Source organism: Fischerella muscicola PCC 7414, assembly GCF_000317205.1.
GTDB lineage: Bacteria > Cyanobacteriota > Cyanobacteriia > Cyanobacteriales > Nostocaceae > Fischerella > Fischerella muscicola.
Genome location: NZ_AJLK01000103.1, coordinates 1 through 25,316 on the forward strand (window position 1 = coordinate 1; position 25,316 = coordinate 25,316).

A 25,316-nucleotide genomic window follows, 5' to 3' on the forward strand; every position below is an offset into this window, starting at 1 on the left:
ACCATTACCCGTACCCCAGATATCAAAGGTACTCTTTACGCCTTCTTCGGTACTCAAGATGCAGGAATACCCCAAGAGCAAACAGAACAAATAGAGGCAGAGTTAAACAAACACCAAATTCCTCACAAAGTCTTTCGCTATCCTGCCGATCACGGCTTTTTCTGTAACCATCGTGGTAGCTACAACCCAGAAGCTGCTGCTGATGCTTGGAACAAAGTTAAGGAACTGTTTCAACAGCAACTCCACTGAGTTCATTGATATCTGGGAAAAAGTAAAAGGTGAAAGGGTAAGGGGTATTCCTTCCATCCCTTACCTTGCGGATTTTGCCCACCCGTACAAAACTTCCCAAAGATATCTTGCTCAACATTCAGTGTAATTTAGTAACATCCTCTTGCTTTTAATACATTTTTGTGAGAAATTCTATTTTGACAACAAAATACGGTAAATTTATCGATATTTAGTACTTACTGCTGAAGCATAAGCAAATAACAAGTCAATCACTAATCGCGTACATCAGTATGTACGTATAAAGATTTGTATTCTGGCGATTAGAAATCGCTGCTACACTTACGAAACCTGCCTCCGCAGGTAATGAAATTCTTTATTTTTAGTCAGTCCACGCAGGTGGACTTAGCCTGTGTAGTTGCAAATTATATTCGCCAAACCTTTTAAAACATCTTCTAACCAGTATATGCATGGTTAACTTTTTGGAGGGTGGTGGCTTGCGTAAGTCGTAAGCCTTAGCTTATGCATCTGTTTTTTTAGCTGTTTTCACTAGCAATATTTGAACGCAGGCATTGAGGGAGTTTTCTGAGTCGGTAACTCTCCTACAGGATGACTGTTTACTGTTGATAATCCCAAATCAGCACAACAGTTATTCATTCCAGTTTCAATAACGGTACTCAATCTCTACAGGTAACTTATCTGCCTGTAGTGCATTCTCATACTTTACTTCCTAACAACAGAGATAATCTTATGCAACTCGATCCTAATTCCGATCAAGTTCCTCAAGAAAATATACAACTGCCAAGCGAAACGACAAATACCAAATCTCGTGCTACTGGCAGAAGACGACGCAGACGTTTATTTGCTGGTAGCGTCAGTAGACGCTCATTTCTTGGCCATGCTGGTATCTTTACGGCTGCTAGCGTTGTTGCAGGCGTGATCAGTTCGCCTTTGTCGTCAAAGAACAGAGGAGATATTGTCCAAGCACAGGAAATAACCCAAGGCAAAAAACCTGTTAGGCGGTTCAACTACATCCAGTTTCGCGAGAAAGCTTTTCGAGTGCGTGTGCAAGCAGCACAAGCGAATCAACAGATTGAGATCCCACCGCATCCAACTAATGGCGATGAGGAACGCTATCCTAACAAAATCGCTACTGACACTAGGGGATTACCGCATAACCAACGAGGGGAAGTTGATCTCAAAGCTTATGATTCTTTGATTAAAGCACTGACAACACTTAACCCTGATGACTATGAAAATATTATCTTGGGTGGGACAAGGAAGCTAGTCAATCCTCAAGGAGCATTGGCAATCAGTCTTGAAGGAATCAATGCATCTCAGATAGCAGTTCCACCACCACCGACTCTAGATAGTCCAGAACAAGCCGCAGAGGCTGTTGAACTCTACTGGCAGGCTCTACTGCGAGATGTACCTTTTCACAAGTTTGAAGACGATCCCAACGTTGCAGCAGCGATCGCAGAACTGAATAATCTGTCAGCATTCCAGGGGCCAAAACAGAATGGTGTTGTCACTCCTCAAACTCTATTTCGTGGCAGTGTCATTTATGTTGATGAAAGTGATCCCTCGGGTAGAACAGCAAAATATGTTATTCCACCCGGAGTACTTGACGGCCCTTACATTTCCCAGTTTCTGTTACGTGAGATTCCTTACAACACTCAGGTTATTTCGCCCCTGATTCGTACTGCTGTTGCTGGTAAGGACAATGACTTCCTGACTAATTACGACGAATGGCTAACTGTTCAGAATGGCGGTAATTCTGGCAAGTCTATTAAGTACGATCCGACACGCCGTTTCGTATTCACTGTTCGCGATCTAAGTGAGTTAGCACATATCGGTGGAGCTTTGTTCTTTGGAGCCTTATTAATTCTCAATGCTGGAATTAGCGCACCCTTAAACCCGGGTAATCCCTACGTCAAATCGAAGACTCAAGTAGGTTCAGCTGCGACGTTTGCACCAGCGCATTTTCAAGCTTTACTCAACTTGGCTCCCTCACGAGCTATCAGAGCTTCCTACTGGCAAAAGTTTTATGTACATCGACGTCTGCGACCAGAAGCATATGGTGGATTAATTTATAACAATCTTGTCAATAAAACTGACTATCCAATTAATTCCGAGGTCTTGAATTCCACAGCTTTAGCTCAGACTTTTAGCAGCTTTGGTACTTATCTATTACCTCACGCATATCCTGAAGGTGCGCCCTTCCATTCCTCCTACCCTGGCGGTGCTGGGGTTATTGCTGGTGTGCAAGCGACACTTTTGAAAGCCTTTTTTGACGAAAACTTTATCATTCCCAGTCCTGTAGAGCCTGATCCCAATGACCCAACCAAAGTAATTCCCTACAGTGGGCCACCTCTAACAGTAGGTGGTGAGTTGAATAAGCTGGCAACTAACTATTACATTGGTCGTAGCAATGGCGGTATCCATTGGCGTTCGGATGGTTCAGCGGCTTTAGCTATAGGAGAAGAAGTCGCCATTAGTATTCTTAGAGACGAAAGGCTAGGGTACAACGAAAAATTCGACGGCTTCACGTTTACCAAGTTTGACGGTACACAAATCACTGTGTAAAAGGGAACAGAAATACAATTTGTGTAATTAATTTTGTTTGATACCATTTCAAATCGGGATACACATAAATTATGTAGAGACGTGCCATGGCACGTCTCTACATGAACAAGCGATCGCAAATCTGATATGGGCGATCGCTTGCTTTTCACTGCTGTCTGTGCGAAAGTTTTATTTAATAGCTAATAACTACTGTATTTCGATAGATATTTAGTATTTAAGATTTGTATCAAAAGTAGTTGTAGCTGTGCAGATGATAGCTCATGCTCAGGGTGAATTGCTCCTTGCGATCGCTCAACTAGAATTGATACTACCAAGGTTACACCAAACAGGTGGTAGCCATGCCCAAAGAGATTTATTTGAGCAAGTTTATCTTGATGCATTGATTCGTACCAGCGAGTATCACAAAACCTTGAGTATTTTAGAAAAAGTCATGCAAAGCACAGCAACATACCAATAATTCAACGGGAATTGGCTTATCTCTATAAAGAATTAGGACGTTAACTCACATCAAATAACCTTCTATGAAATACGTCAATCTTGGTAAAACCGGACTGAAAGTATCACGCCTATCCCTTGGTACTATGACTTATGGTTCTCGTCGGTGGCGAGAATGGGTACTAGAAGAAGAAGAAAGTCGCCCTTTTATCAAACTTGCTTTAGAGTTGGGGATTAATTTCTTTGATACAGCCGATGTTTACTCCTTGGGTGTCAGTGAAGAAATATTAGGGCGATCGCTCAAAGATTTTGCCCAAAGAGATCAAGTAATTATTGCTACGAAAGTCTTCAATAAAGTCGGTGATGGCCCTAATGATCGGGGATTATCTCGCAAACATATTTTTGATAGCATTGATGCTTCCTTGCGACGGCTACAAACAGATTACGTTGATTTGTACCAAATTCACCGTTGGGACTACGAGACACCTATTGAGGAAACCCTAGAAGCCCTACATGATTTAGTTAAGTCTGGTAAGGTGCGTTACATCGGTGCATCGAGTATGTACGCATGGCAGTTTGCCAAAGCCTTATACACAGCCGATAAACACGGTTGGACTCGCTTCGTATCTATGCAAAACCACTACAACCTTGTCTATCGAGAAGAAGAACGTGAGGTAATTCCGTTATCAATAGCTGAAGGAGTTGGGATCATTCCTTGGAGTCCTTTAGCACGGGGATTGTTGGTAGGAAATCGGCAAAAGCAAGACTATGGTGATACTTTACGAGCCAAAACCGATGAATTTGCCCACGAACTCTACTATGATGATTCAGATTTTCAGATAGTCGATCGCGTTGTCGAGTTAGCGCAAAAACGCGGGGTAAAACCAGCGCAAATTGCCCTAGCTTGGTTGTTGCATCAACCAGGCGTAACTGCACCTATCATTGGTGCTAGTAAAATTGAACATCTCAAAGATGCAGTTGAAGCTGTTAATTTGGTGCTTTCTGAAGAAGAACGCAAATTCTTAGAAGAACCCTACAAACCTCATCCTATACTAGGACATCGTTAGGATTAACAGATGCAGTCAACCTATGATTACAGAGTGGCAACGAGGTGAGTATTCCATCAGTACAGACAGAAATCGGCTAAATATCAACGTCATACATCAGTTTCTAGCAAGTTCTTATTGGGCAGAAGGGTTGCCACTCGAAATTCTGAAGCGTTCCATTCAGCACTCACTTGTCTTTGGTATGTACAAAAGCAAGCAACAGGTTGGTTTTGCTCGTGTCACAACCGACTATTCTACCTTTGCCTATATCGCTGATGTATTTGTTTTAGAACCTTTTCGTGGTCAGGGGTTAGGCACATGGTTGATAGAAACAATTATGTCCCACCCAGAATTACAGGGATTGCGTCGCTGGTTACTTATAACTAAAGATGCTCAAGACTTCTACCGACTATTTGGATTTACTGAACTCAAAAATAGCGATCGCTTTCTAGAGAAATGGTATCCAAATGTTTACACTCAGACAGACTAATGATTTCAACCAAACAACAGTTGAGTAGTATTCTTGCAGAAAATTTTTCAGAAAAACAGCAGCTTGATGAATCAATTATGGCAGCTGTGCAGACACTACTACTATATCAACCAATTCAACAGGGACAGTTGAATGCAGAACAAGCAGAGTTAACTCCTCTCTACCCTACTCCAGATCAACGGAAATTCTCGCAACCAGGTTCTTTAGGTTTGAGCCTATTTACATATCAAGTTGAAGATATTATTGACTTCCATCAACGTGTTTCCCGTAGTAGCGCTACTAATGTTACATCTATTGTTGCTAATGAATTTGGTGAACCTTCATTTGGATTAGTTGCACCAGATGGATTTTACTGGATAATTATTGGGAAGTCTAATAAAATAGCAAGATAGCTATGAAATTTAATCTTTAAAAAATACTGACGTTTTATTACTCATAGAAAGTGATAATGAAAGCTGAAATTATTCAAGAGCAAATAGCTTACTATAGTGCCAGAGCCGAAGAATATGACGAATGGTTCTATCGCCAAGGACGATATGACCGGGGTAGGGAAATCAACCAGCTTTGGTTTGACGAAGTATCTATTGTTGAAAATGCTCTATTTCAAATTGGTAGAGTGGAAAATGTTTTAGAGTTAGCTTGTGGAACGGGGATTTGGACGCAGAAACTTTTAAATATTGGTAATCAAATCACTGCTCTCGATGCTTCTGTTGAAGTTTTAGAAATAAATCGCAGCAAATTAGTTAGTAACAACATTGTATATCGACAAGTAGATTTATTTGCATGGCAGCCAGATGCAGAATACGACTTAGTATTTTTCTCTTTTTGGTTATCTCATGTACCACCTGAGTTAGTAGATTCTTTTTTGAAAAAAGTCAATCAATCAGTACGCTTTGGTGGCAAATTATTTATTATTGATTCTCGTTTTGCACCATTGTCAACAGCAAAAGACCATATTTTAGAAAATGATGGTAATGTTTATAAACAGAGAAAATTAAATGATGGCAGAGAATTTAGTATAGTAAAAATATTTTATCAGCAAGAAGAATTAAAAAATAAATTAACAAAATTTGGTTTTGATGTAGAAGTCAAGGTGACAGATAATTATTTTATTTATGCTTATGGTCATAAAATTGATTAAATCACATAGATGATTTTTGTATAACTCAAACGCTAAATAGAATAAGTAGAATCTGAAAATAAAATGCTCAAGGCAATTCTTTTTGATTTAGATGGCACTCTACTTGATCGAGAAACTTCACTTAAGCAATTTATTGGGACTCAATATGATCGCTTAATTTGGGGACTGCACGAAATTCCCAAAGAAGATTATATTTCCAGATTTATTGAATTGGATTGTCGAGGCTATGTTTGGAAAGATAAAGTCTATCAAAGTTTGATATCTGAGTTTTCCATTAAAAAGCTGAGTTGGCAAGACTTATTAAACGATTACGAAAATCAATTTATTCATTCCTGTGTTCCCTTTCCTCACCTGAAAACAACTCTAGAAACTCTGAAGACGTCAGGATATTTATTAGGAATTATTACTAATGGTCTTGAAATTTTTCAGCACCGCACAATTCAAGGATTAGGTATTGAAAATTATTTTGATGTCATAATAATTTCCGAGAGCGAGGGAGTAAGAAAACCAGAGGCAGAGATTTTTGATAGAGCATTGCAAAAATTAAGAGTAAAAGCACAGCAGAGTGTATTTGTTGGAGATCATCCAACTATTGATGTTTTGGGAGCCAAAAGTTTTGGCATGAAAGCAGTGTGGAAGCGTGATCCTTATTGGACAGAACCTATAGAAGCTGATGCAATAATTGATGATTTATCCCTACTCCCTTCAATAATTCAAAGCTTTAATCATTCAATCAATTAGGTCATCATACTCCTAAGAAAAACCTCGGTGGAACCAACCGAGGAATTAGGAGAAAGCTAAATTTCGTTTATGTAGCGTATACCAGCAGGTAGCTACCGATTATGTATCGCCAGCTAAATACGTCTTGCTTTGTGAATAAAGAACGGTAGGAGACTGCTGTAATTCATACTTCAGTTGCGGCAGACTAGGTATCAAAACAGGAAAGAAACCCAATTCCCGCAATTTCTGAGCAGGAATTTGCCGTACTATATCCAGGTGTTCCATGATTCAGCCATACAGGCTGCTCCGCTAATGATAATTCTATGGTTCTGTGTTGGCTAACCATTGGTTTTCTCCTTTGTGAATTTGCGACTATTCACACCTGCTCAAGTGTTACATCGTCGTGGCTTGCCCTCAAACAATCACAATGTTCCAATCAAACTTAAATACGGTTTATCGATAGGTTTTTAGTATTTACTTACATGTACTTTGCCATGAGTTCTTCAAAAACGCAAGTAGGTATTAAGAAACAAAATTTAACTTTACAGACTTATGGAGGTTCTCATCTTGGTGCAGTATGGCTCTGATGCTTTTTGGTCGGTTTGAACTTTAGAGCAAATAGAGGACATTTACCCCACTCTTGCAGACTGTATTCTAACTGTCCTGTTGTTTTTGCACCCTGCTTGTGGCATACTAAAATCCATAAAATACGGTATTCCTATCAAGATACAGTATTAAAATTGGGTGAAGTAAATGACCAAAAAGCCACAGGTATGGTTGCAAAACCCCTTGAACTTTTGGCTACAAACCCCATCACTGTTCTTCGCTAATTAACATTCAGGAGATCGAACAATGGTACAAGATGCTTTTACCAAGGTTGTTGCTCAGGCTGATACTCGAGGAGAATATCTGAGCAATGATCAGTTGGATGCTCTATTAGCTCTTGTCAAAGACGGAAATAAGCGTGTAGATGTTGTCAATCGCATTTCCAGCAATGCTTCTGTGATTGTTGCTAATGCAGCGCGTTCTTTGTTTGAGGAACAGCCTCAGCTGATTGCTCCTGGAGGTAATGCGTATACCAATCGTCGTGCAGCTGCTTGCTTGCGAGATTTGGAAATCATTCTACGTTATGTAACCTATGCAATTTTTACGGGCGACGCTAGTGTACTGGATGACCGCGCCCTCAATGGTTTGCGAGAAACCTATGTAGCACTGGGGACTCCAGGGGCTTCAGTCGCTGTTGGAATTCAAAAACTGAAGGAAGCTTCGCTTGCGATCGCTAGTGACCCCAACGGCATTACTCCCGGTGATTGCAGTAGCCTGCTGGCAGAAGTTGCCAGTTACTTTGATCGGGCTTCCTCGGCTGTCAGCTAGTCAATTGCCTTAGTTATTAGTTAGTAGTTGATGGTTGTTTGTTCCAACCAACAACCAACAAACAACAACCAACAAACAACAAATAACAAATTTGTAAAACCACAAGGGAGATCAGAAATTTATGTCAAAAACTCCATTAACCGAAGCAGTTGCAGCCGCAGATTCTCAAGGTCGCTTTTTGAGTAGCGCAGAATTTCAAGTTGCTTTCGGTCGCTTCCGACAAGCAGCTGTGACGCTAGAAGCAGTGAAAGCGTTGTCTAGTAGAGCGCAAAGCCTAGCTGAAGCAGCAGCCAACGCTGTGTATCAAAAGTTTCCTTACACAACTCAGTTGCAAGGCCCTAACTATGCATATGATCAGCGTGGGAAATCGAAATGCGTGCGTGATATCGGCTACTACCTGCGGATCATTACTTATGCACTAGTTGCAGGTGGAACAGGCCCTATTGATGAGTATTTAGTTGCTGGATTGGCTGAGATCAACAGATCCTTTGAGCTATCTCCTAGTTGGTATATCGAAGCTCTCAAGTACATCAAGGCCAATCATGGTTTAACTGGTGATCCTGCTGTGGAAGCAAATTCCTACATTGATTATGTCATCAATGCTTTGAGCTAGCGAAATCAGTGGACACTGATTAGTGAACAGTTATCAGTTATCAGTTATCAGTTGCAATTGGTGACTGATAACTGTTTTGGTCTGTTCATACTTTTATTTAGATTGACTAACTATTTATAAACAAAAATATTAGATAAACGTATATTTTATTTGCAAAAGACTTGTATTACATCTGAGGTTATGCAATCATAATGTATTAATTACCGATAAATCGGTAGGTGAACAGTATTTACGTTTTTGGTGCAAACACTGCACAAACAATATCATTCAGACACTTTGAGGTCGAGTACAGATTACGAGTGTGAGTAATATCTGCAAAGAAACTGGAGTTTAGCTTAATGAGGTAAAGATTGTTAGCACGAATTAATTGGTGTCAAACAATCCGTTGCAACCTCTGGTGTTACCAAATGGACTATTTCGCCCATAGTTAACTAAAATCTGGCATTGCTATAGTTGCACACCTATTAGCAGGACAAATTTCGATTTTTCCTCCGTCGTCAAGCTCGATTTTGTCAGGGTTTGCGACTTGTAAAAGTCAACGAGTGAAATAACCGGAGAAATCATCATGACAATTGCATTAGAACGTCCCAAGAAGAAAACTCGCTCCGCCGAGATTCGCCAACAGCTGGGTTATCCCATCATTGATACTGATGTACATACCCAGGAATTTGAGCCTGCTTTTCTCGACTACTTAGCTCAGGTAGGTGGTACAAAGATTGCCGATGCCTTCCGTGAGCATCTACCAGGTGCTGGTCGCTATCGTTGGTTCCAGCAAACTTGGGAAGAACGTCATCATTACCGTACTGCTCGTCCTCCCTTCTGGGGTCGTCCTACCAAGGACACCTTAAATCTAGCCACTGTCAGCTTACCGAAGCTACTACACGAACGCTTGCAAGAAGCAGGAACAGACTTCGCCATCCTCTATCCCAACTTGGCAACCCTAGCACCGCAAATCAAGAATGAAGAAATGCGACGGGCAGTTTGCCGAGCAGCTAACCTTTATCATGCAGATATCTTCCGTTCTTATAGCGATCGCCTCACCCCAGTTGCAACCATTCCCCTGAACACACCAGAGGAAGGAATTGAGGAATTAGAATATGCAGTCAAAGAATTAGGACTCAAAGCTATTCAAATTCCCGCTTACGTTACCCGTACCATTCCCGCCTTTGAAAAATATCCAGAAGAAGTGCAACGAGAAGCAACCTGGATAGATACCTTAGCATTGGATAGCGCCTACGATTACGATCCCTTCTGGGCGAAGTGTGTGGAATTGAAAGTTGTTCCTACCACCCACGCTTCTGGTATGGGTTGGACTGCACGACGCTCGATTTCTAATTACCAATACAACCACATCGGACACTTTGCCTCCGCAGGAGAAGCATTCTGCAAAGCCCTGTTCTTTGGTGGTGTTACCCGTCGTTTCCCCACCCTCAAGTTTGCTTTCTTAGAAGGTGGTTCGGCTTGGGGTGCTAGCCTTTATACCGATATCATCTGGCATTGGGAAACCCGTAACCCAGATATATTACAGAATAACCATCCCAATAATGTTAACCGGGAAGAATTGCAGGAACTGTTCGCACGTTATGGCGGGCCAGAAATCAAAGGTCGCTTTGAACAGCTAGGTAGCGGGTTAGGTTTCCACGGCAAATACTTTGCGCCAGAAGATCCTGGTGAACTAAATGAATTTGCTGCGGCTGGAATTACAAAAGCCGAAGATGTACGCGATCGCTTCTTGAATCACTTCTACTTCGGCACTGAATCAGATGATCTCCGCGTTGCCTATGCCTTCTATCAAAAGGCCAATCCTTTTGGTGACAGAGTCAAAGCCTTCCTTGGTTCCGATTCAGGTCACTGGGATGTACCTGATATTACAGCTGTCACTGCCAACGCTTACAGCATGGTAGAACAAGGCATTTTCAGCGAAGAAGACTTGCGCTACTTCCTTTCTATACATCCCTTAGAGTTGTACACCAGTCTGAATCGTGACTTCTTCAAGGGTACGGCAATTGAGAAAGAAGCTGAAGAATATCTAGTAAGTGTTGGTCGTTAGTGAAGTTAGGGATAGGGGATTGGTGATTCTCCTAAAGGAGACGCTACGCGTAGACGCGCTTGACTCGGCTTCTCGCAGAGTACGGGGATTGGGTATTGGAAAAAATATCAATATCCTAATTACCTTTCCCTGTTCCCCGTGTTCCCCTTCTGTGTAAATCTATGGTTACTACAGTCAAGCATCAGTATCTCAATATTTTTCGTCGCTTTACACTACTGTTAGTGCCAGGATTGTTCACACTGGCAACTTCTCTGACATTAGTTAGTTGCACGCAAGAGAGCCAAAAAGCACAAACCCAATCTCCTGCTAGCAATGCATCAGATACTCAGACATCTGGAATTAAAACCAAATTACTCCGCATGGGGTATCAACAAGCAGGTGATTTAGTCAAGGTAACACAAGTACTAGAAAAACGACTAGAACCCTTGGGTATCAAGGTGGAATGGGCGCAGTTTGCCCAAGGACCACAGCTGATGGAAGCTATGAATGTCGGCAAAATAGATTTGGGTAATGTTGGGGAAACTCCTCCTATCTTTGCTCAAGCAGCTGGCGCTCAGATTGCTTATGTTGTGGGTAGACGACGCACTCAAAATAGTGGCAAAAGTAGTGCGATCGCTGTTCCACCCGATTCTCCGATCAAGAGTGTCAAGGATATCAAAGGGCAAAAAGTCGTCTTCCAAAAAGCCTCTGCCTCCCACTATTTCATTCTCAGAGCTTTAGAAGATGTCGGTTTGAAATACAGTGATATTCAAGTCTTGAGTATACCTAACGTAGAAGCTACTAGTGCTTTTTTAGAAGGGAAAATTCCTGTTTGGGTAACTGGTGATCCTCATCTGGCTCGAGTTGAAAAATTGGGTAAAGCAAAGATTATCAGGACAGCCCAAGGGCTTGATTCTCCTGGTGGATATTATGTCGGGACAAAGCAGTTTGCTATTGATAATCCAGAATTACTACGGATTGTTATTGAGGAGATTGATAAAATTGAGCGCTGGGCTGAGGCAAATCCCAAAGAAACTGGCAAGCTAATCTTACCCCATCAAAAACTACCTCCAGATGTCATGGATTTGGTAATTAGTCGTCGTACTTATGGATTGAGGGCTATTTCCCCAGATTTAATCAAGGAACAACAACGAATTGCAGATTACTTTTATAAAAATGGCTTGCTTCCCAAACCTTTGAATGTTCAAGAAGCGATGCTGACACCAGAACAGTATGCTGCAATCACACCACCAACTATCAGCCAGAAATAGTGTGGAAGGGGTTGGGGGTTGACTCTTCCTACACCTATTTTCAAGACAGCCCCTCATGGGCAATTGCCCACAATGAGGGGATGAATTAAACGTAGACGCGCAAGCGGCTTCCCGTAGGGTACACAGATGGACACCGATGGATTTTGGGTTTGCTGTTAAGTTCATCCCTATTAAGAGTTCCCCATTTTCAAGACAGTCAATCACGCTGCTGTTTTGGCACAACCAAACATGAAAATCTCTTCCCAATCCCCAATCCCTGATCACTTTATAGCCAAGTATAAAAATTCTTCTGGAGTAAAAAGAAATGAGTTTTCAACACTTTGATATCCAACCAGTTGCAGGACGCATCGGTGCTGAAATCCTGGGTTTTGACTTGAGTGCTGACCTCAGCAAAAACATTATTAGTGAGATTCGCCAAGCCCTCATTCAATATAAAGTCATCTTCTTCCGTCATCAGCAACTTGATGCCGAAGGACAAGTCAACTTCGCTCGTAGATTTGGTGAAGTGACCACAGCTCACCCCACTGTACCATCACTTGAGGGACATCCAGAAATCCTTGACTTAGATTACGGCCGTACTGCTGCCCGTGCTAACACTTGGCATACCGATGTGACTTTTGTAGACCGTCCTCCACTCGGTTCTATCTTGCGGGCGATTGAAATTCCACCAGCAGGAGGCGATACAATTTGGGCAAACTCTGTGACTGCCTATCAAGATTTACCATCTCATCTGCAAACTTTAGCAGATCAGCTGTGGGCTGTACACAGCAACGCCTACGATTATGCAGAAGCCGCAGTCAATATTTCGGAAGAACTCAAAGCTTACCGAGCTGTCTTTACATCTACTGTGTACGAAACTTTGCATCCAGTCGTCCGTGTTCATCCTGAGTCTGGTGAGCATGGTTTGTTTATCGGTGGTTTTGTGCGTCAGATTCGCGGACTATCAACTACAGAATCAGATGACATTATCCGTTTGTTGCAATCTTATGTCACACGTCCAGAGAACACAGTCCGTTGGCGTTGGCAAGTTGGTGATTTAGCCTTTTGGGATAACCGCGCTACTCAACATTATGCGATCGCTGATTACGGTAATCAACCTCGCCGAGTTCAACGGGTAACACTCGTCGGTGATCTTCCTGTTGGTATTGATGGCAAACATAGCGAGGCTATCAAGGGAGATTCCTCTAGATATATCCCCACTTTGGCAGCTGCTTGAGAAGGCAGAGGGCAGAGGGCAGAGGGCAGAAGGCAGAAGGCAGAAGGCAGAAGGCAGAAGGAAAGAGGTATGCTTCTAAAGGGAAAGAAGAGAAGAAAATGAGTAAGAAAAGACAGCTAAAACTGGGTGCTTTTTTGATGAGTTCTGGTCATCATGTGGCGGCGTGGCGACACCCACAAGCAAGAGCAGATGGTGGTTTGAACTTCCAGCATTTTCAGCAAATTGCCCAGATGGCTGAACGAGGAAAATTTGACATGATTTTCTTCGCTGATGGTGTAGCTGTCCGCCAACGGGGTCAAGGAACTGATGCTTTGAGTCGTTCGGTAGTCGTTCATTTTGAACCACTCACTTTGCTATCGGCTTTATCAGTGGTAACAGAACACATTGGATTAGCAGCGACAGTTTCAACCACCTATAACGAACCCTATCATCTCGCCCGTAAGTTTGCGTCCCTAGATTATCTCAGTGGTGGTCGTGCTGGTTGGAATCTTGTTACTTCTGCTACAGAAACAGAAGCACACAACTTTAACCGCGATCAGCATATGGAACATGGGCTGCGCTATGAACGTGCTAGAGAATTTGTAGATGTTGTCACCAAGCTTTGGGATAGTTGGGAAGATGATGCTTTTGTGAGGGACAAAGAGTCAGGGGTGTTCTTTGAACCTGACAAATTGCACATACCCAACCACAAAGGCAAGCATTTCTCGGTACGCGGCCCGCTCAATGTTGCTCGTCCACCGCAGGGATACCCGGTGATTATTCAAGCTGGTTCTTCTGAAGATGGTCAAGAACTTGCTGCCCAAACAGCAGAGGTAATTTTTACTGCTCAACAAACACTCGTAGAGGCACAGGCGTTCTATTCTGGTGTCAAGGCGAGAGTGGCTAAATACGGACGCAACCCCGATGATGTCAAAATTATGCCAGGCGTATTTCCAGTCATCGGTAGAACTGAGGAGGAAGCCAAGGAAAAATACGAGCAGTTACAGGATTTAATTCATCCTCATGTCGGCTTGGGTCTACTTTCGGGGATGATTGGCGGATTTGATTTATCTCAGTATCCTGTAGACGGGCCGTTACCAGAATTACCAGAGACTAACGGTGGTAAAAGCCGTCAGCAACTGTTAACTGACTTGGCACGGAGAGAGAATTTAACAATTCGACAATTGTATTTAGCGATCGCAGGCGCACGCGGACATAGAACAATATTAGGAACACCCGTAACAATTGCTGATCAGCTAGAAGATTGGTTTGTTAACGGTGGCGCAGATGGTTTCAATATTATGCCGCCTTATTTACCAGGTGGTTTGGATGAGTTTGTAGAGTTGGTAATTCCCGAACTACAACGCCGGGGACTGTTCCGGACTGAGTACGAAGGTCGAACTCTGCGCGAGAATCTTGGTTTACCTCGTCCGGTAAATAGATTTACCAAAGTTGCAGATTCTCCTGAACTGGTAAGTGCTTCTCTGCATAAATTATCCATAATAGATTAGTTTGAAAGAAATACTTTCACAGAAAAATTCCCGGAGTTTTATTTTATGGCACTGACTCCATCAACAATGCTACCGTTGGGTACTTTAGCACCAGATTTTCAGCTACCAGATGTGGTTTCTGGTGAAAAGGTTTCACTTTCCAGCTTTGCTAGTAAAAAAGCCTTGCTAGTGATATTTTTGAGCCGCCATTGTCCTTTTGTGCAGCACATCAAATCGGAATTAGCAAAACTGGGTAAAGATTATCGCGATCGCAATCTTGGCATAGTTGCAATCAGTGCTAATGATCCGAACACCCATCCCGATGACGCACCCGAATCTCTCAAAGTCTTTGCACAAGAGTTGGATTTATCCTATCCTCTGCTTTTTGACGAAACGCAGGAAACAGCAAAGAACTTTTTTGCTGCTTGCACTCCAGACTTTTTCTTATTTGACGCTAGCCGCAAGCTAGTCTATCGCGGACAGTTAGACGACAGTCGTCCTAATAATGGTATATCTGTAACTGGAGGTGATTTACGGGCAGCGATTGAAGATGTGTTGAGCGATCGCGCAATTACTTGGGAGCAAAAGCCGAGTATCGGTTGCAACATCAAATGGAAGCCAGGAAATGAACCTGTGTATTACAAATCTCCTGCTGTTACTGCTTGATAGAACGTGAGTTAAACGGAGTATTTAGTTTTTTCACAATTCCGCCTGCATTTTAATTGCAGGCGGGTTAATTCCCTAGTCTGATCATAATTTATGAAACTTACAAATTTAATGTATTATTTTGCAGGATAGAGTAAATGATCTGGATCTAACCAAACAATGTAGAAAACCTCATCAATAAAGAATCCGTGAACTCTGCCATATTCATTTGAGGATAGGGAAAATTGATAAGGAGTATCAACTAATTGTTCCTCATTTGGTAAACCAAATCCATTTTCGCTAGTATCTTCCCACTTAATCGGATGACATCTGAGAGAACTGCTACGGTTAATTAACATTTCTTGTGCTGTCAAGGCGGATAAAGCTTTCAATCGTTCTAGTAGCGTTAGCCAATAAATTGCTGCTTTTCCGTTACAAGAAAATTTGCTGTTATCATCCTGATAGTATTTAAAGGAAAAGCTGAAGCCACCTCAAGGCATCAGCTTAGTTGGCTTAATACCTGATTTACTTTCCTTAGCAACGTCAGTCTTTTTAATCCTCTTCTTCGACACGAGACCCGTAGTACTCCTTCATCCACTCTTTTTTAATAATTGCGTTGGAAGGTGCATCTGGTGGTAAATTTCCCCTGGCTAAATTCCAAGGTGCTTCTACATGAGTCATTTGCTCTAATTCATAAGCATCGCAAGCAAAATATTCTTGTGCTACCTCATCCAAAAATTCTTTTATATTTTCAGACAATTGAGGGTTGACATCCTTTAAAATTGGTTGCCATCCAAAATTTTTGTACTTTTGGTATAGTTCAGGGATTACGGGGCCATGTACCCATGCTTGAAAATCCTCCAGAAACAGGGGAATATTATGAATTGCCAGATGCCAAGCCTGAGCGTAATACACAAGTTTTTGAAGCTTCAGGTTACTTATGAAAGAGCCTGTTTCATTTGCTAACCAAATAAAATAATCTGCGATCTCAAAGCATGACAGCACTACAATCACCCCCTTCAATGTGCTATTCAGCAGATTATAGAATTATTTTGCCTAAAGCTACTGATAATTATCTTACTTAAGATAGTTTACTTGTACTATTATAGCCTTGCTTTGGGTCACACACTAAATTTTAACTTTGTGGAATATTTCTCAATAATTATTGTCTTTTTGTGCAGTATATCTGTACTGAATTCAAATATCTTGGTGTTGTGGAGACCCGAGCAAAGTTGTCGCTGTAAACTCCTAGTGCATAGCACCTTTGACCACATTGACTGCTTTGGCATTTAAGCCTTTCTCATTTTTCACAAGTACGAACTCAACAATATCGCCAGGAAACAACTTTTGTTCAGCCTCACGAATTTCTCGAAAATGAACAAAAATATCTTCATGATGGTCGCCTCGAATGAAACCAAAACCTCTTATATCGCTGAATTTACTTACTGTCCCTTGCTCACGTTCAACTTGAGCAGCAGTTGCTTTTAGTTTAGGTCGCTCAAAGGCTTTGGGTTGCTGTGAAACAGCAAGTTCATCAGCCAATATAGAAATGAGATCGTTTGTGAAAGCTTTACGACGAGTTGCCTCAAACTGAGCATAGGTTACTTTTGTCAATGCTTGGTCTATTATTTTAGTTGCTTTCTTGAATGTTTCTAAAGCTTTGGGAGTTTTTTCTTGTGTCGAAACCTACCTTATACTCAATTTATACCTTGCAGAACAGACTGCAAATTCAACAACCGCTCTTTTGCCTTGGCCAAAGTTTCTGGCTTCTTACTAAAACAGAACCTGATAAAATTTTTACCTGCCTCTGATTGTGAGAAAAAGCTAGAACCGGGAACCACTGCCACACCAATCTCTTTAATTAAGTATTCCGTAAATTCCACACTATGGTTGTAACCAAAACGCGAGATATCTGCAAACACATAGTAGGCTCCTTTGGGAACAAAATAGGGAATTCCCACTGCATCCAAAATTTGCAAAATATTGTCTCGCTTTTGCTGATAAAGCTTTGCTAGTTCTTCGTAGTAACTCACAGGAAGTTGCATGGCTGCTACTCCTGCTCTTTGCAAGGGTGCAGGTGCGCCAACGGTGAGGAAATCATGAACCTTGCGAATTGCTCCTGTTAATTCTGGGTTTGCTAGAATATAACCAACTCGCCAACCAGTCACACTGTAGGTTTTGGAAAGACCATTAATAGTAACTGTTCGCTCAGACATTCCTGGCAGAGTTGCCATTGCAATATGCTGCGTTCCATCATAGAGAATGTGTTCGTAGATTTCGTCTGTAAATACCAATACATCCCATTTTTGACAAAGCTCAGCGATTAAAGTTAGTTCTGCACGAGAAAATACTTTTCCGGTCGGGTTATGGGGTGTATTGATGATAATGGCTTTGGTGCGTTCATTAAATGCTCGACGCAGTTCTGCTTCATCAAATGTCCACTCTGGTGGATGCAGCGATACGTAGCGAGGAGTTGCACTGGCTAAAATCGCATCGGGGCCGTAGTTTTCATAATACGGCTCAAACACAATCACTTCATCACCTGGATTTAGAGTTGCTAGCATCACAGCTGCCATTGCTTCTGTTGAACCACAGGTGACGGTTATTTGTCTTTCCGGATCAATATCTAAGCCTAAATACCAATGGACTTTTTCTGCAATAGCATGACGAAAGGCTTTATCGCCCCAGGTAATTGCGTACTGATTAATGTCTTCCTGAATTGCTTCGCAAGCTGCCTGTTTTAACTGAGGTGGACAAGGAAAATCAGGAAATCCCTGCGCCAGATTCACAGCACCGTATTGCAATGCCATTCTAGTCATTTCGCGAATGACTGACTCTGTGAACTGGTTTGCTTTATCTGAAATTTTCTGCTTTCCTGTTGGAGTCACGTTTATTCCTCTATAAATATAGAAATTACTTTAAATCGATAAGTTTACCGTATATTTTACCAATAAGTAGTACTATATTGTTCTTTGCGATCGCATGATCACTGCCCAAGTGGTGCAGGGATGATCTCGATACCATACTTGGGGGCAGTGGTAATAATTTTGTCCAGGTCTTCAAACTCATTTTTTATTCATACTCCTGCAACGCCCCTAACTTCCGAATTTCTGGCCAAATCATAGCTGTTGCAATTACCACCAAAATTGTCCCAATCCCCCCACCAACTACAGAAATGACTGGGCCGAATAAGGCAGCAGCCAAACCAGACTCAAAACCTCCCAACTCATTCGAGGCACTGATAAAGACGCTGTTGATGGCAGCAACTCGGCCACGTAAATGATCAGGTGTGCGAATCTGCACTAAAGTATGGCGAATCACAACGCTGATACTATCCAACGCCCCACTTAATGCCAGCATCAGCAGTGACAACCAAAACCAACGAGATAGCCCAAAGATAATCGTGACGACGCCAAAACCAACCACTGACCACAGTAAAGCTGGGCCAGCTTTGCGTAACGGTGGTAGATGTGCTAAAGCCACTGCCATAATTAATGCACCTATAGATGGCGCTGCCTGTAGATATCCCAACTCCACTGGGCCTACCCGTAAAATATCCTTAGCAAAGATGGGTAATAGTGCAACTGCACCACCCAGTAAGACAGCAAACATATCCAAGGTGATTGCAGCTAAAATTACCTGGTTCTGCCAGACAAACTTAGCACCAGCAGATAAAGCTTTTAGGGATATTGGTTCTTTGGTAAAAGTTGTTTTTTGTTCTTTAATTACTACTGTTAAAGCAAAACACAAAAATGATGCGATCGCTGCCAACACATATACCCCTGTGGCACTTCCGAAAGCTGCGATCGCAAATCCTCCCAAGGCTGGCCCAATCACTGTTGCCAACTGAAAACTTGTACTATTCCAAGTGGCAGCATTTGTAAAAGCACTCACTGGTATTAATTGCCACATAAGAGCATCGCTAGCAGGCTTTAAGAACGCTCTAGCAACGCCTGTTAACAGCAAGCAGGTATAAACTAGAACAACTGTACCTCGACTGTAGGAAATAACAGCCAAAGCCAGTGAGCAAAGCACTAACAGCATGATAGAAAGTAACATGGTGTGTTTGCGATCGCTCCTGTCAGCGACATGTCCAGCAATCAAAGTCAGGGCAATCATCGGCAGGACTTGCGCCAGTCCCACCCCACCTAACACCATAGCTGAGTTGGTACGCTCATAAAGCTCCCAGCCAATCGCTACAGTCTGCATTTGTGAACCTGTAAACAGGAGTACACGCCCAATTGTAAATAGTCGATAATCTCGATATCTCAGGGCTGCAAAGGGATCGTGTGATGCAACCTCAGTTTTAAGGAGCTTTTGGAACTTCTGTTTGCTCGAAGACATTTTTGAGTAGAGTCAAACCTTCTTCAATTTGTGATACTTGTTCTGGTGTCAAACCGTCCAGAATATCGGCTATATGAGCGCGAGTTTTTTGTTGAGATTCCTCTAGAAGTTGCTTACCTTCTTCAGTTAAATTGAGAACAACTCGTCGCCGTTCTTGGGGATGATCGGTGCGTTGTACCAAATTCCTTTGTACTAGTCGTTCTATTGTGGTTGATGCAGTAGCACAAGTGACACCCAGATGTTCTGCCACCTCAGATAGTGAAGCACCTGGATTGCGCTTGAGAAATGCTAGCGATCGCAGCTGAGGTATAGACAAACAGTCAGCACTGTGAGTCCGCATATCGGCTCGGATAAACCGCATTAATAATGGAATTGTTTCCATTACCCTAGCGGCACATTCTTGAGAAGGTTTACCGAGCTTCATGGGTCTGTCATTCTCCTGATTACATCGCCACCCGTGGGTAAAGTTTTCCACAGATGATTGTCAAGCCTATCAATGTTAGCAAGAGAATTATACAATTTAGATTAAACCCGTACAGACTGGAGCCATTTACTAGCATCGTACCGCGTAGGGCATCAACTTGATACGTCAAGGGGTTGATATGGGAAATAAACTGCAACCACTTTGGCATGAGTGATATGGGATAGATGGCATTACTAGCGAAAAATAATGGCATAGTCAACAATTGCCCAATCCCTGTAAACCGTTCTCGGGTTTTCACTAGACAGCCAATGATGAGCGAGAAAATGCAAAAACAACCTGCTCCTAAAAGCACAATTACCAATACTTGAAGTAAAGCTAAGGGATTGAGATTTAACTTGACACCTAACAGCAGTGCCAATCCATAAATGATTATTATCTGTGATAAGCATCGTACCCCACAACCTAGAGCTTTACCCAATACCATCGCTGCACGAGGTATAGGACTAGCGAGGAATTTATGCACAATTCCCAAATCTCGCTCCCAAATCAGCGTCATACCACCAGTGAAAATTGCTACAAACAGCACACTTTGAGCGAGGATACCAGGAGCCATAAACTCCAAATAAGATAAATTCCCTGTTGGAATAGCGCGAGTGCGGGTAAAAACTTGCCCAAAGACCAACAGCCATAATGCAGGCTGTACACCTCGTATTAGTAAATCATAGGGGTCATGGCGGAGTTTACGTACTTCTAGTTCAGCGACAACAAGAGTTTTACTGATTATTTGGGCGATCGCAAAAATAATATTGTTTCGATAAGCAGGTGTTTGTTCAACCCAACCGTTGAGCATTACGTCTGGTTTTTGCCGTGTCATAGTAACTCACTCCCGATGCTAATTCATCCCCTGTGTAGTAAATAAACACATCATCCAAGGTTGCGTTTGGTTTAGCGATCGCAGCTTTTAATTCACTGGGTGCGCCAGTCACAATTTCCTTACCCCGGTTCATAATTGTCACACGGTTACACAAACTATCAGCTTCTTCTAAAAAGTGGGTAGTTAAAAATATAGTTGTGCCGTAATTAGCACGGAGTTCTTGTACCAGATGCCATACCTGAGTGCGGGCAACTGGATCAAGTCCTACTGTTGGCTCATCTAAAAACAAAAGCTGCGGTCGATGCAGAATAGATTGGGCTATTTCTAGCTTGCGAATCATACCGCCAGAGTAAGTTCTCACCAAGCGATGGGCTGCTGAGTGCAAACCCATGAACTCCAACACATCATGGATGCGCTGTTGGCGTCGCTTCGATGGGATATCATACAACTTGGCAAAAATTAAAAGATTCTCATAGCCTGTAAGGCTGCCATCAGCAGAAAGAGCTTGAGGTACATAACCGATAACTCTTCTAACCGTATTGGATTGATGAGTCACATCATAGCCAGCTAAAGTTGCTTGACCAGCGCTGGGTGGTAACAGGGTTGTCAACATCTTAATTACTGTACTTTTGCCTGCTCCATTGGGTCCAAGCAAGCCAAATACTTCTCCAGGTGCTACGGAAATATTTAAGGTATCAACTGCTGTGAACTTGTCAAAGCGGCGCGTGAGTCCCCGAGTTGACAATATGACCGATTTTAGGGTGTTTACGGATGTTGACCAATCAGTTCTTCCCGTCAGTTTAGTCACGAGTAGAATGCACTTCCTTTGCAGCAATATTTAGATTCTCTAATTATTAGCTTCTCATATTTTACTGGGAAGTCAAGAGCTCATAGAACTAAACCAACACCCTAAAATCGCAGTGAATGCTGATTTTCTTTCTGATTTCAAGATGCAGAAGTTAACAATAGTGTGGATACAAAAATTTATCGCTTCCGTATTTTTGCACTACATTGCATAGATTCCGCCAGCCTGTGGAAAACACTCCTAACCAACCAAGTTAGCGATCGCAACAACGTAAAGAAATCATTTGACGCTCGCGATCGCTCAGTGCTTGGTTCGGTGGTGGTGAGATAGCGGTCTCTCACCCCAGCGACAACGTTGTAGGCGGTGAGTCCTGATTCTACTCTGGGGAGACTGCCGAAAATTTGCCCATCATTGGCGGCGTTACCAGTGCGATCGCCCCAAAAATCAGCAGCATAATTTATTTGGAACGCGATCGCACCAATGATGCCTAGCGAGGTTGGTCATTCCGCTTATCAACAATTTCCACTACACCCTCGTCAGTAGTAGTTCCTGTATATCTCTGTGTAGTCCGATCAATATCATTCATGTCAGCAGAAGCTACATCACCAGATACATCGTATATGGCCCAATCTCGAATATCTTGATTCCTCAAAATAGAGCCAGCACGGTTAATTTCATCCTCACTACCATCTACAATCACTAAAAATTCACCTTGGGATACCCGTTGACCATAAGCTCTGGCTTCTTCTTCTGGAATACCCAAACCAGTCAGCGCTCCTACAAGACCACCTGCTGCTGCACCAATACCTGCACCAGCCAAAGTAGTTGCTATAGTTCCGGCTGCCAGAAAAGGCCCGACTCCCGGAATAATTAAAGCTTCCAAGCCTACGAGTAAACCACCAATACCACCCAAAGCTGTGCCTGTGACTGCACCAATTCCAGCACCTTCTTGAGCTTCATTATCACCGCGATCGCTCATGTCAGATTTATCTTTGACAGTAGCTCCAGCGATTTGCTCATTGCGATCTATATCCTTTGCCAATACAGAGACTCGATCCATAAGGAAACCTGAATCTCTAAGTCTGGAGAGCGCTTCTTCTGCGGTTTGGCGGTTGGGGAATGTACCAACTGCACGTTTACGTCGTTGTATAGCCACTTTCTTTGTGGGGGACATTGACTGCGTTTGGTCGCATCCCGGCAGTTATTTCGGTATGCATTGTCTTTCTAGTAATGCTAGCTCGCCTGTATCTTGGTGTACACTATCTGGCAGACTTACTCGGCGGCGTGGCGATCGCGTTGATTTTGGTGGTTGCTTACCAGCGTTTTTGGCCCAAGCTTGTGCGCTGGTTCTCTGGACGGACATTTCAATTCTTCCTGGTTCTTGGTCTTTCAGCACCGATTGCAGTACTTCCTTTCACCAGTTTCTCTCCTAGAGGTTGGGAACTTTTTGGTTATGCGGTAGGTTTGGGAAATGGCTTCACACCTGCTACCCCGTCGAGTACACGACACTCCATCAACTCGCTGAAAAGCTGCTTGTGAGTGTTCAATATTGCTTGCCGTGGGTAAGGTTTGACTTTTGACCTTCTTGCTAGATTTTTCGTTAGATTTTTGAAACCATTCAGCATCTTTCCTTGAGCAATCTTCCCCTACTTGCGATCGCTCCCCGAATTCTTTTTTACATTTCTTTAGAGACACGAACATTTTGAAACTTACCACTCATCCATTGAGCGCCTGTAAGTCCTGGTTGATTCTTGGTAGTTTTGATTAACATTTTTAGGCAGTGTTGAATGACGAAAATTTGTAAATTTTACAGTTGAAGTTTGAGGTATTGATGGTGGCGATCGCAATTGAATCTGGAGGTGTTGCTTCAGCTTTGGTTACGTCAGGAGTAATTTGCACACTTGCGTAAGTTGGCGAACCTTTGCCCATCACCACCCTAAAGTTATAGATATTCCTCTCCCCTCCTTGCATCTCTGTCACCACCGTCAAGTGAGCGCCGTTGGTAGCAGTGGGTATACCTCTAAATAGATCGTTTGCCATTGCTACTTGTCTGCACACTACTAAATCCGCCATCAGACTGGGAAATGCTAGTTTGTACATCAGGTTGGTTAATAATTTCCCCAGCTTTAGCCAATCCCGATACCAACCCTAATCCTACATCCAAACTAAATATTTCTCCCCCTTTATTGTGATACTGACTGGCGATTAAAGGGTTTCCGCCTTCTCCCAATACTGCAATTGTTCCAGGGGACACTGGATATTCAGTACCATCTTTGACAATTGCAGTCACTTGTGCGATCGCCCAACCATTTGGATTTACTCCTTGCATTTCAATTGACAGGAGTGTGCCTGCTGGTATCGCTTCTTCCCTTTAGACCGCATGAGGTGACGCGCTCTCGATTTGGCGTGTTCGGTACGTTGTCTACTTATATGCAGGTGTCTGCGTGCGTATCGGTTTCGAGCTTTCTTTCTACCGTTTTTGCCCTTTTCTTTTTTGTAGATTCGATGAGGTTGTTGAAGAAAATATACCTATTGTTCGTCAAATCCAAGATTTTGCAGCTAAAAACAACGTAAATCTTGAACAAGGATGGAAAGTAGAGCTTGCCAAACAAGCTAAAACAGCCCTTATTAAAAACAAAGATCCATTGAATAAAAATACAGATATTTTAGAGATTTGGGAGCAACTTTTTCTGAAAATTCAAATTGAAGATTAAATAGCGCGGGACTGTGCCAAAACGGGTAAAATGTGCGCTAAGAAATTAGACTAATCGCCAAAAGCGTTGATAATAAAAGCTTTTAGCTTGCGAATAAAATTCGGTTTGGGTATCACTGATTGAGCTGTTTGATATAGGAGTAGAGAATTTCGCGTTCGCCTTGAGGAGAGACAATGAAGCACTGTTGTCCAACTGCATTATGACGCAGAACAACAACAACGCGCGACTGTGGACAAACTCCCAAACAACTGGTGCTGACAACCCGATATTTACCCCACAATCCATCAAATTTTAGACGAGATTTCAGCCAGTTCTGTAATTCTTCTGAAGCTGTTGTACCTCTATTAATGCGATGAGAACGAAGAGAAAATTGCTCTACTGTACACTGTGAACAAACTAGCACCAACCCGTTCTCCCACTGGGGAACGAAAGTGAGAATGGGAGCAATAGGAGGAATGGGCGGGTGATAAGAAGGACGAGTACTTGGTTTCTCAGTGGATGAGAACTGCTGAAAAATTTGTCGAATTAGCGCCAGTATACGTTTAAGCAGTTTCTTCATGGACGAATGGCTTTGCTATTTTTCTCCAATAGCATCACCTAAATTGAGCGTTGAGTTTGTTCTAACAGTGAAGGTATTCTATGAAGTTTTTTGTTGCAAGTAAGTAATTAGCTGCTGATATCAATACTGATAGCAATGATTGCTCAACATGAGACACTAAAGCCAAGAGCGTAAATCGAGAGCTTTTAAGTTTCTGCTTTATTTTCGCCGAGCATCCACCTCAAAACTTGCCCCTGGATAAACCTGCTAAAATAAGCTCCTTTAGGCTTTAACCTCTAAAGGAGCATCCGTATAGATTTTGACTGGAGAAGCTAATAAGCATAACTGGACAAGGAA

At 42.5% G+C, this 25,316-nt stretch carries 32 protein-coding genes; 19 read left to right on the plus strand and 13 right to left on the minus strand.

Annotated features, from left to right (window positions below; all coding sequences use genetic code 11):
* The 9 genes from UYI_RS0115190 to UYI_RS0115225 all read left to right on the plus strand — a co-directional run.
* Positions 1–249 (plus strand): dienelactone hydrolase family protein (locus UYI_RS0115190; RefSeq protein ID WP_026085965.1); only part of this gene is annotated, 249 nt, incomplete at its 5' end.
* Between the two features lie 726 nt (positions 250–975).
* On the plus strand, positions 976–2,811 hold the full coding sequence (locus UYI_RS0115195; protein WP_016867502.1) for a vanadium-dependent haloperoxidase: 1,836 nt from the start codon (positions 976–978) through the stop codon (positions 2,809–2,811).
* 37 nt (positions 2,812–2,848) lie between these two features.
* Positions 2,849–3,022, plus strand: coding sequence for a hypothetical protein (locus tag UYI_RS36820; protein WP_157226341.1), 174 nt, complete (start codon positions 2,849–2,851; stop codon positions 3,020–3,022).
* 39 nt (positions 3,023–3,061) lie between these two features.
* Positions 3,062–3,268 carry a hypothetical protein gene (locus tag UYI_RS0115200; protein WP_016867503.1) on the plus strand — a complete coding sequence of 69 codons (207 nt, stop codon included), beginning with the start codon at positions 3,062–3,064 and terminating at the stop codon, positions 3,266–3,268.
* Positions 3,269–3,332: 64 nt separating this feature from the next.
* Entirely contained in the window at positions 3,333–4,313 is a 981-nt protein-coding gene (locus UYI_RS0115205) for an aldo/keto reductase (RefSeq protein WP_016867504.1), read from the plus strand.
* A gap of 22 nt (positions 4,314–4,335) precedes the next feature.
* Positions 4,336–4,782, plus strand: a complete 447-nt coding sequence (locus tag UYI_RS0115210) for a GNAT family N-acetyltransferase (RefSeq protein WP_016867505.1) — start codon at positions 4,336–4,338, stop codon at positions 4,780–4,782.
* A complete protein-coding gene (locus UYI_RS32705) occupies positions 4,782–5,174 on the plus strand; it encodes a hypothetical protein (RefSeq protein ID WP_016867506.1) in 393 nt (130 codons plus the stop codon). The genes UYI_RS0115210 and UYI_RS32705 overlap by 1 nt, the downstream gene beginning before the upstream one ends.
* Before the next feature lie 56 nt (positions 5,175–5,230).
* Positions 5,231–5,923: a class I SAM-dependent methyltransferase gene (locus tag UYI_RS0115220; protein WP_016867507.1), complete on the plus strand. Its 693-nt coding sequence runs from the start codon at positions 5,231–5,233 to the stop codon at positions 5,921–5,923.
* A 63-nt stretch (positions 5,924–5,986) separates the two neighbouring features.
* Positions 5,987–6,664 (plus strand): HAD family hydrolase, encoded by a 678-nt coding sequence (locus UYI_RS0115225; protein WP_016867508.1) that lies wholly within the window; start codon positions 5,987–5,989, stop codon positions 6,662–6,664.
* Positions 6,665–6,763: 99 nt separating this feature from the next.
* Here the strand turns inward: UYI_RS0115225 and UYI_RS36825 are convergent, their stop codons facing one another.
* Positions 6,764–6,928, minus strand: a complete 165-nt coding sequence (locus tag UYI_RS36825; protein ID WP_016867509.1) for a hypothetical protein — start codon at positions 6,926–6,928, stop codon at positions 6,764–6,766.
* A 567-nt stretch (positions 6,929–7,495) separates the two neighbouring features.
* Here UYI_RS36825 and UYI_RS0115240 point away from each other — a divergent pair.
* The 7 genes from UYI_RS0115240 to UYI_RS0115270 all read left to right on the plus strand — a co-directional run bounded on the left by UYI_RS0115240 (position 7,496) and on the right by UYI_RS0115270 (position 15,281).
* Positions 7,496–8,017 carry a phycocyanin subunit beta gene (locus UYI_RS0115240; RefSeq protein WP_016867511.1) on the plus strand — a complete coding sequence of 174 codons (522 nt, stop codon included), beginning with the start codon at positions 7,496–7,498 and terminating at the stop codon, positions 8,015–8,017.
* A gap of 121 nt (positions 8,018–8,138) precedes the next feature.
* Positions 8,139–8,630, plus strand: a complete 492-nt coding sequence (gene cpcA, locus UYI_RS0115245) for a phycocyanin subunit alpha (protein WP_016867512.1) — start codon at positions 8,139–8,141, stop codon at positions 8,628–8,630.
* 565 nt (positions 8,631–9,195) lie between these two features.
* Positions 9,196–10,680, plus strand: a complete 1,485-nt coding sequence (locus tag UYI_RS0115250) for an amidohydrolase family protein (RefSeq protein WP_016867513.1) — start codon at positions 9,196–9,198, stop codon at positions 10,678–10,680.
* Between the two features lie 161 nt (positions 10,681–10,841).
* Positions 10,842–11,930 carry an aliphatic sulfonate ABC transporter substrate-binding protein gene (locus tag UYI_RS0115255; RefSeq protein ID WP_016867514.1) on the plus strand — a complete coding sequence of 363 codons (1,089 nt, stop codon included), beginning with the start codon at positions 10,842–10,844 and terminating at the stop codon, positions 11,928–11,930.
* Positions 11,931–12,234: 304 nt separating this feature from the next.
* Positions 12,235–13,146 (plus strand): TauD/TfdA dioxygenase family protein, encoded by a 912-nt coding sequence (locus tag UYI_RS0115260; protein ID WP_016867515.1) that lies wholly within the window; start codon positions 12,235–12,237, stop codon positions 13,144–13,146.
* 98 nt (positions 13,147–13,244) lie between these two features.
* The gene (locus UYI_RS32710) at positions 13,245–14,636 is read left to right on the plus strand and encodes an LLM class flavin-dependent oxidoreductase (protein WP_016867516.1); all 1,392 of its coding nucleotides are present in this window, start codon (positions 13,245–13,247) and stop codon (positions 14,634–14,636) included.
* Positions 14,637–14,681: 45 nt separating this feature from the next.
* Positions 14,682–15,281 (plus strand): thioredoxin family protein, encoded by a 600-nt coding sequence (locus UYI_RS0115270; protein ID WP_016867517.1) that lies wholly within the window; start codon positions 14,682–14,684, stop codon positions 15,279–15,281.
* A gap of 116 nt (positions 15,282–15,397) precedes the next feature.
* Here UYI_RS0115270 and UYI_RS38980 read toward each other — a convergent pair whose 3' ends face one another.
* The 8 genes from UYI_RS38980 to UYI_RS0115310 form a co-directional block, all read right to left on the minus strand.
* Positions 15,398–15,652 (minus strand): hypothetical protein, encoded by a 255-nt coding sequence (locus UYI_RS38980; RefSeq protein WP_016867518.1) that lies wholly within the window; start codon positions 15,650–15,652, stop codon positions 15,398–15,400.
* Between the two features lie 160 nt (positions 15,653–15,812).
* A complete protein-coding gene (locus tag UYI_RS0115280) occupies positions 15,813–16,265 on the minus strand; it encodes a Panacea domain-containing protein (RefSeq protein WP_026085966.1) in 453 nt (150 codons plus the stop codon).
* Positions 16,266–16,508: 243 nt separating this feature from the next.
* Positions 16,509–16,874: a cold-shock protein gene (locus UYI_RS35815; RefSeq protein ID WP_016867520.1), complete on the minus strand. Its 366-nt coding sequence runs from the start codon at positions 16,872–16,874 to the stop codon at positions 16,509–16,511.
* 83 nt (positions 16,875–16,957) lie between these two features.
* Positions 16,958–18,148, minus strand: a complete 1,191-nt coding sequence (locus UYI_RS0115290) for a pyridoxal phosphate-dependent aminotransferase (protein WP_016867521.1) — start codon at positions 18,146–18,148, stop codon at positions 16,958–16,960.
* Positions 18,149–18,332: 184 nt separating this feature from the next.
* Positions 18,333–19,604, minus strand: a complete 1,272-nt coding sequence (locus UYI_RS0115295; protein WP_016867522.1) for an MFS transporter — start codon at positions 19,602–19,604, stop codon at positions 18,333–18,335.
* Positions 19,567–20,028: a MarR family winged helix-turn-helix transcriptional regulator gene (locus UYI_RS0115300; protein WP_016867523.1), complete on the minus strand. Its 462-nt coding sequence runs from the start codon at positions 20,026–20,028 to the stop codon at positions 19,567–19,569. The genes UYI_RS0115295 and UYI_RS0115300 overlap by 38 nt, the downstream gene beginning before the upstream one ends.
* Positions 20,029–20,047: 19 nt before the next feature.
* Positions 20,048–20,902 carry an ABC transporter permease gene (locus tag UYI_RS0115305; RefSeq protein ID WP_026085967.1) on the minus strand — a complete coding sequence of 285 codons (855 nt, stop codon included), beginning with the start codon at positions 20,900–20,902 and terminating at the stop codon, positions 20,048–20,050.
* Positions 20,859–21,710: an ABC transporter ATP-binding protein gene (locus UYI_RS0115310; RefSeq protein ID WP_026085968.1), complete on the minus strand. Its 852-nt coding sequence runs from the start codon at positions 21,708–21,710 to the stop codon at positions 20,859–20,861. The genes UYI_RS0115305 and UYI_RS0115310 overlap by 44 nt, the downstream gene beginning before the upstream one ends.
* 162 nt (positions 21,711–21,872) lie before the next feature.
* Between UYI_RS0115310 and UYI_RS36835 the strand changes: the two genes are divergently transcribed.
* Positions 21,873–22,037 carry a hypothetical protein gene (locus UYI_RS36835; RefSeq protein ID WP_157226342.1) on the plus strand — a complete coding sequence of 55 codons (165 nt, stop codon included), beginning with the start codon at positions 21,873–21,875 and terminating at the stop codon, positions 22,035–22,037.
* 157 nt (positions 22,038–22,194) lie between these two features.
* Here the strand turns inward: UYI_RS36835 and UYI_RS0115315 are convergent, their stop codons facing one another.
* Positions 22,195–22,863, minus strand: coding sequence for a general stress protein (locus UYI_RS0115315; protein ID WP_026085969.1), 669 nt, complete (start codon positions 22,861–22,863; stop codon positions 22,195–22,197).
* 17 nt (positions 22,864–22,880) lie between these two features.
* Between UYI_RS0115315 and UYI_RS32725 the strand changes: the two genes are divergently transcribed.
* The gene (locus UYI_RS32725) at positions 22,881–23,246 is read left to right on the plus strand and encodes a phosphatase PAP2 family protein (protein ID WP_258003612.1); all 366 of its coding nucleotides are present in this window, start codon (positions 22,881–22,883) and stop codon (positions 23,244–23,246) included.
* A 234-nt stretch (positions 23,247–23,480) separates the two neighbouring features.
* Here UYI_RS32725 and UYI_RS0115325 read toward each other — a convergent pair whose 3' ends face one another.
* Entirely contained in the window at positions 23,481–23,747 is a 267-nt protein-coding gene (locus UYI_RS0115325) for a hypothetical protein (protein WP_016867528.1), read from the minus strand.
* Positions 23,728–24,036: a hypothetical protein gene (locus tag UYI_RS0115330; RefSeq protein WP_016867529.1), complete on the minus strand. Its 309-nt coding sequence runs from the start codon at positions 24,034–24,036 to the stop codon at positions 23,728–23,730. The genes UYI_RS0115325 and UYI_RS0115330 overlap by 20 nt, the downstream gene beginning before the upstream one ends.
* A gap of 115 nt (positions 24,037–24,151) precedes the next feature.
* Between UYI_RS0115330 and UYI_RS0115335 the strand changes: the two genes are divergently transcribed.
* Positions 24,152–24,421: a hypothetical protein gene (locus UYI_RS0115335; protein ID WP_016867530.1), complete on the plus strand. Its 270-nt coding sequence runs from the start codon at positions 24,152–24,154 to the stop codon at positions 24,419–24,421.
* A 112-nt stretch (positions 24,422–24,533) separates the two neighbouring features.
* On the opposite strand, the gene UYI_RS0115340 is transcribed toward UYI_RS0115335, so the two are convergent.
* Positions 24,534–24,980, minus strand: coding sequence for a (2Fe-2S) ferredoxin domain-containing protein (locus UYI_RS0115340; RefSeq protein ID WP_016867531.1), 447 nt, complete (start codon positions 24,978–24,980; stop codon positions 24,534–24,536).
* Positions 24,981–25,316: the final 336 nt, after the last annotated feature.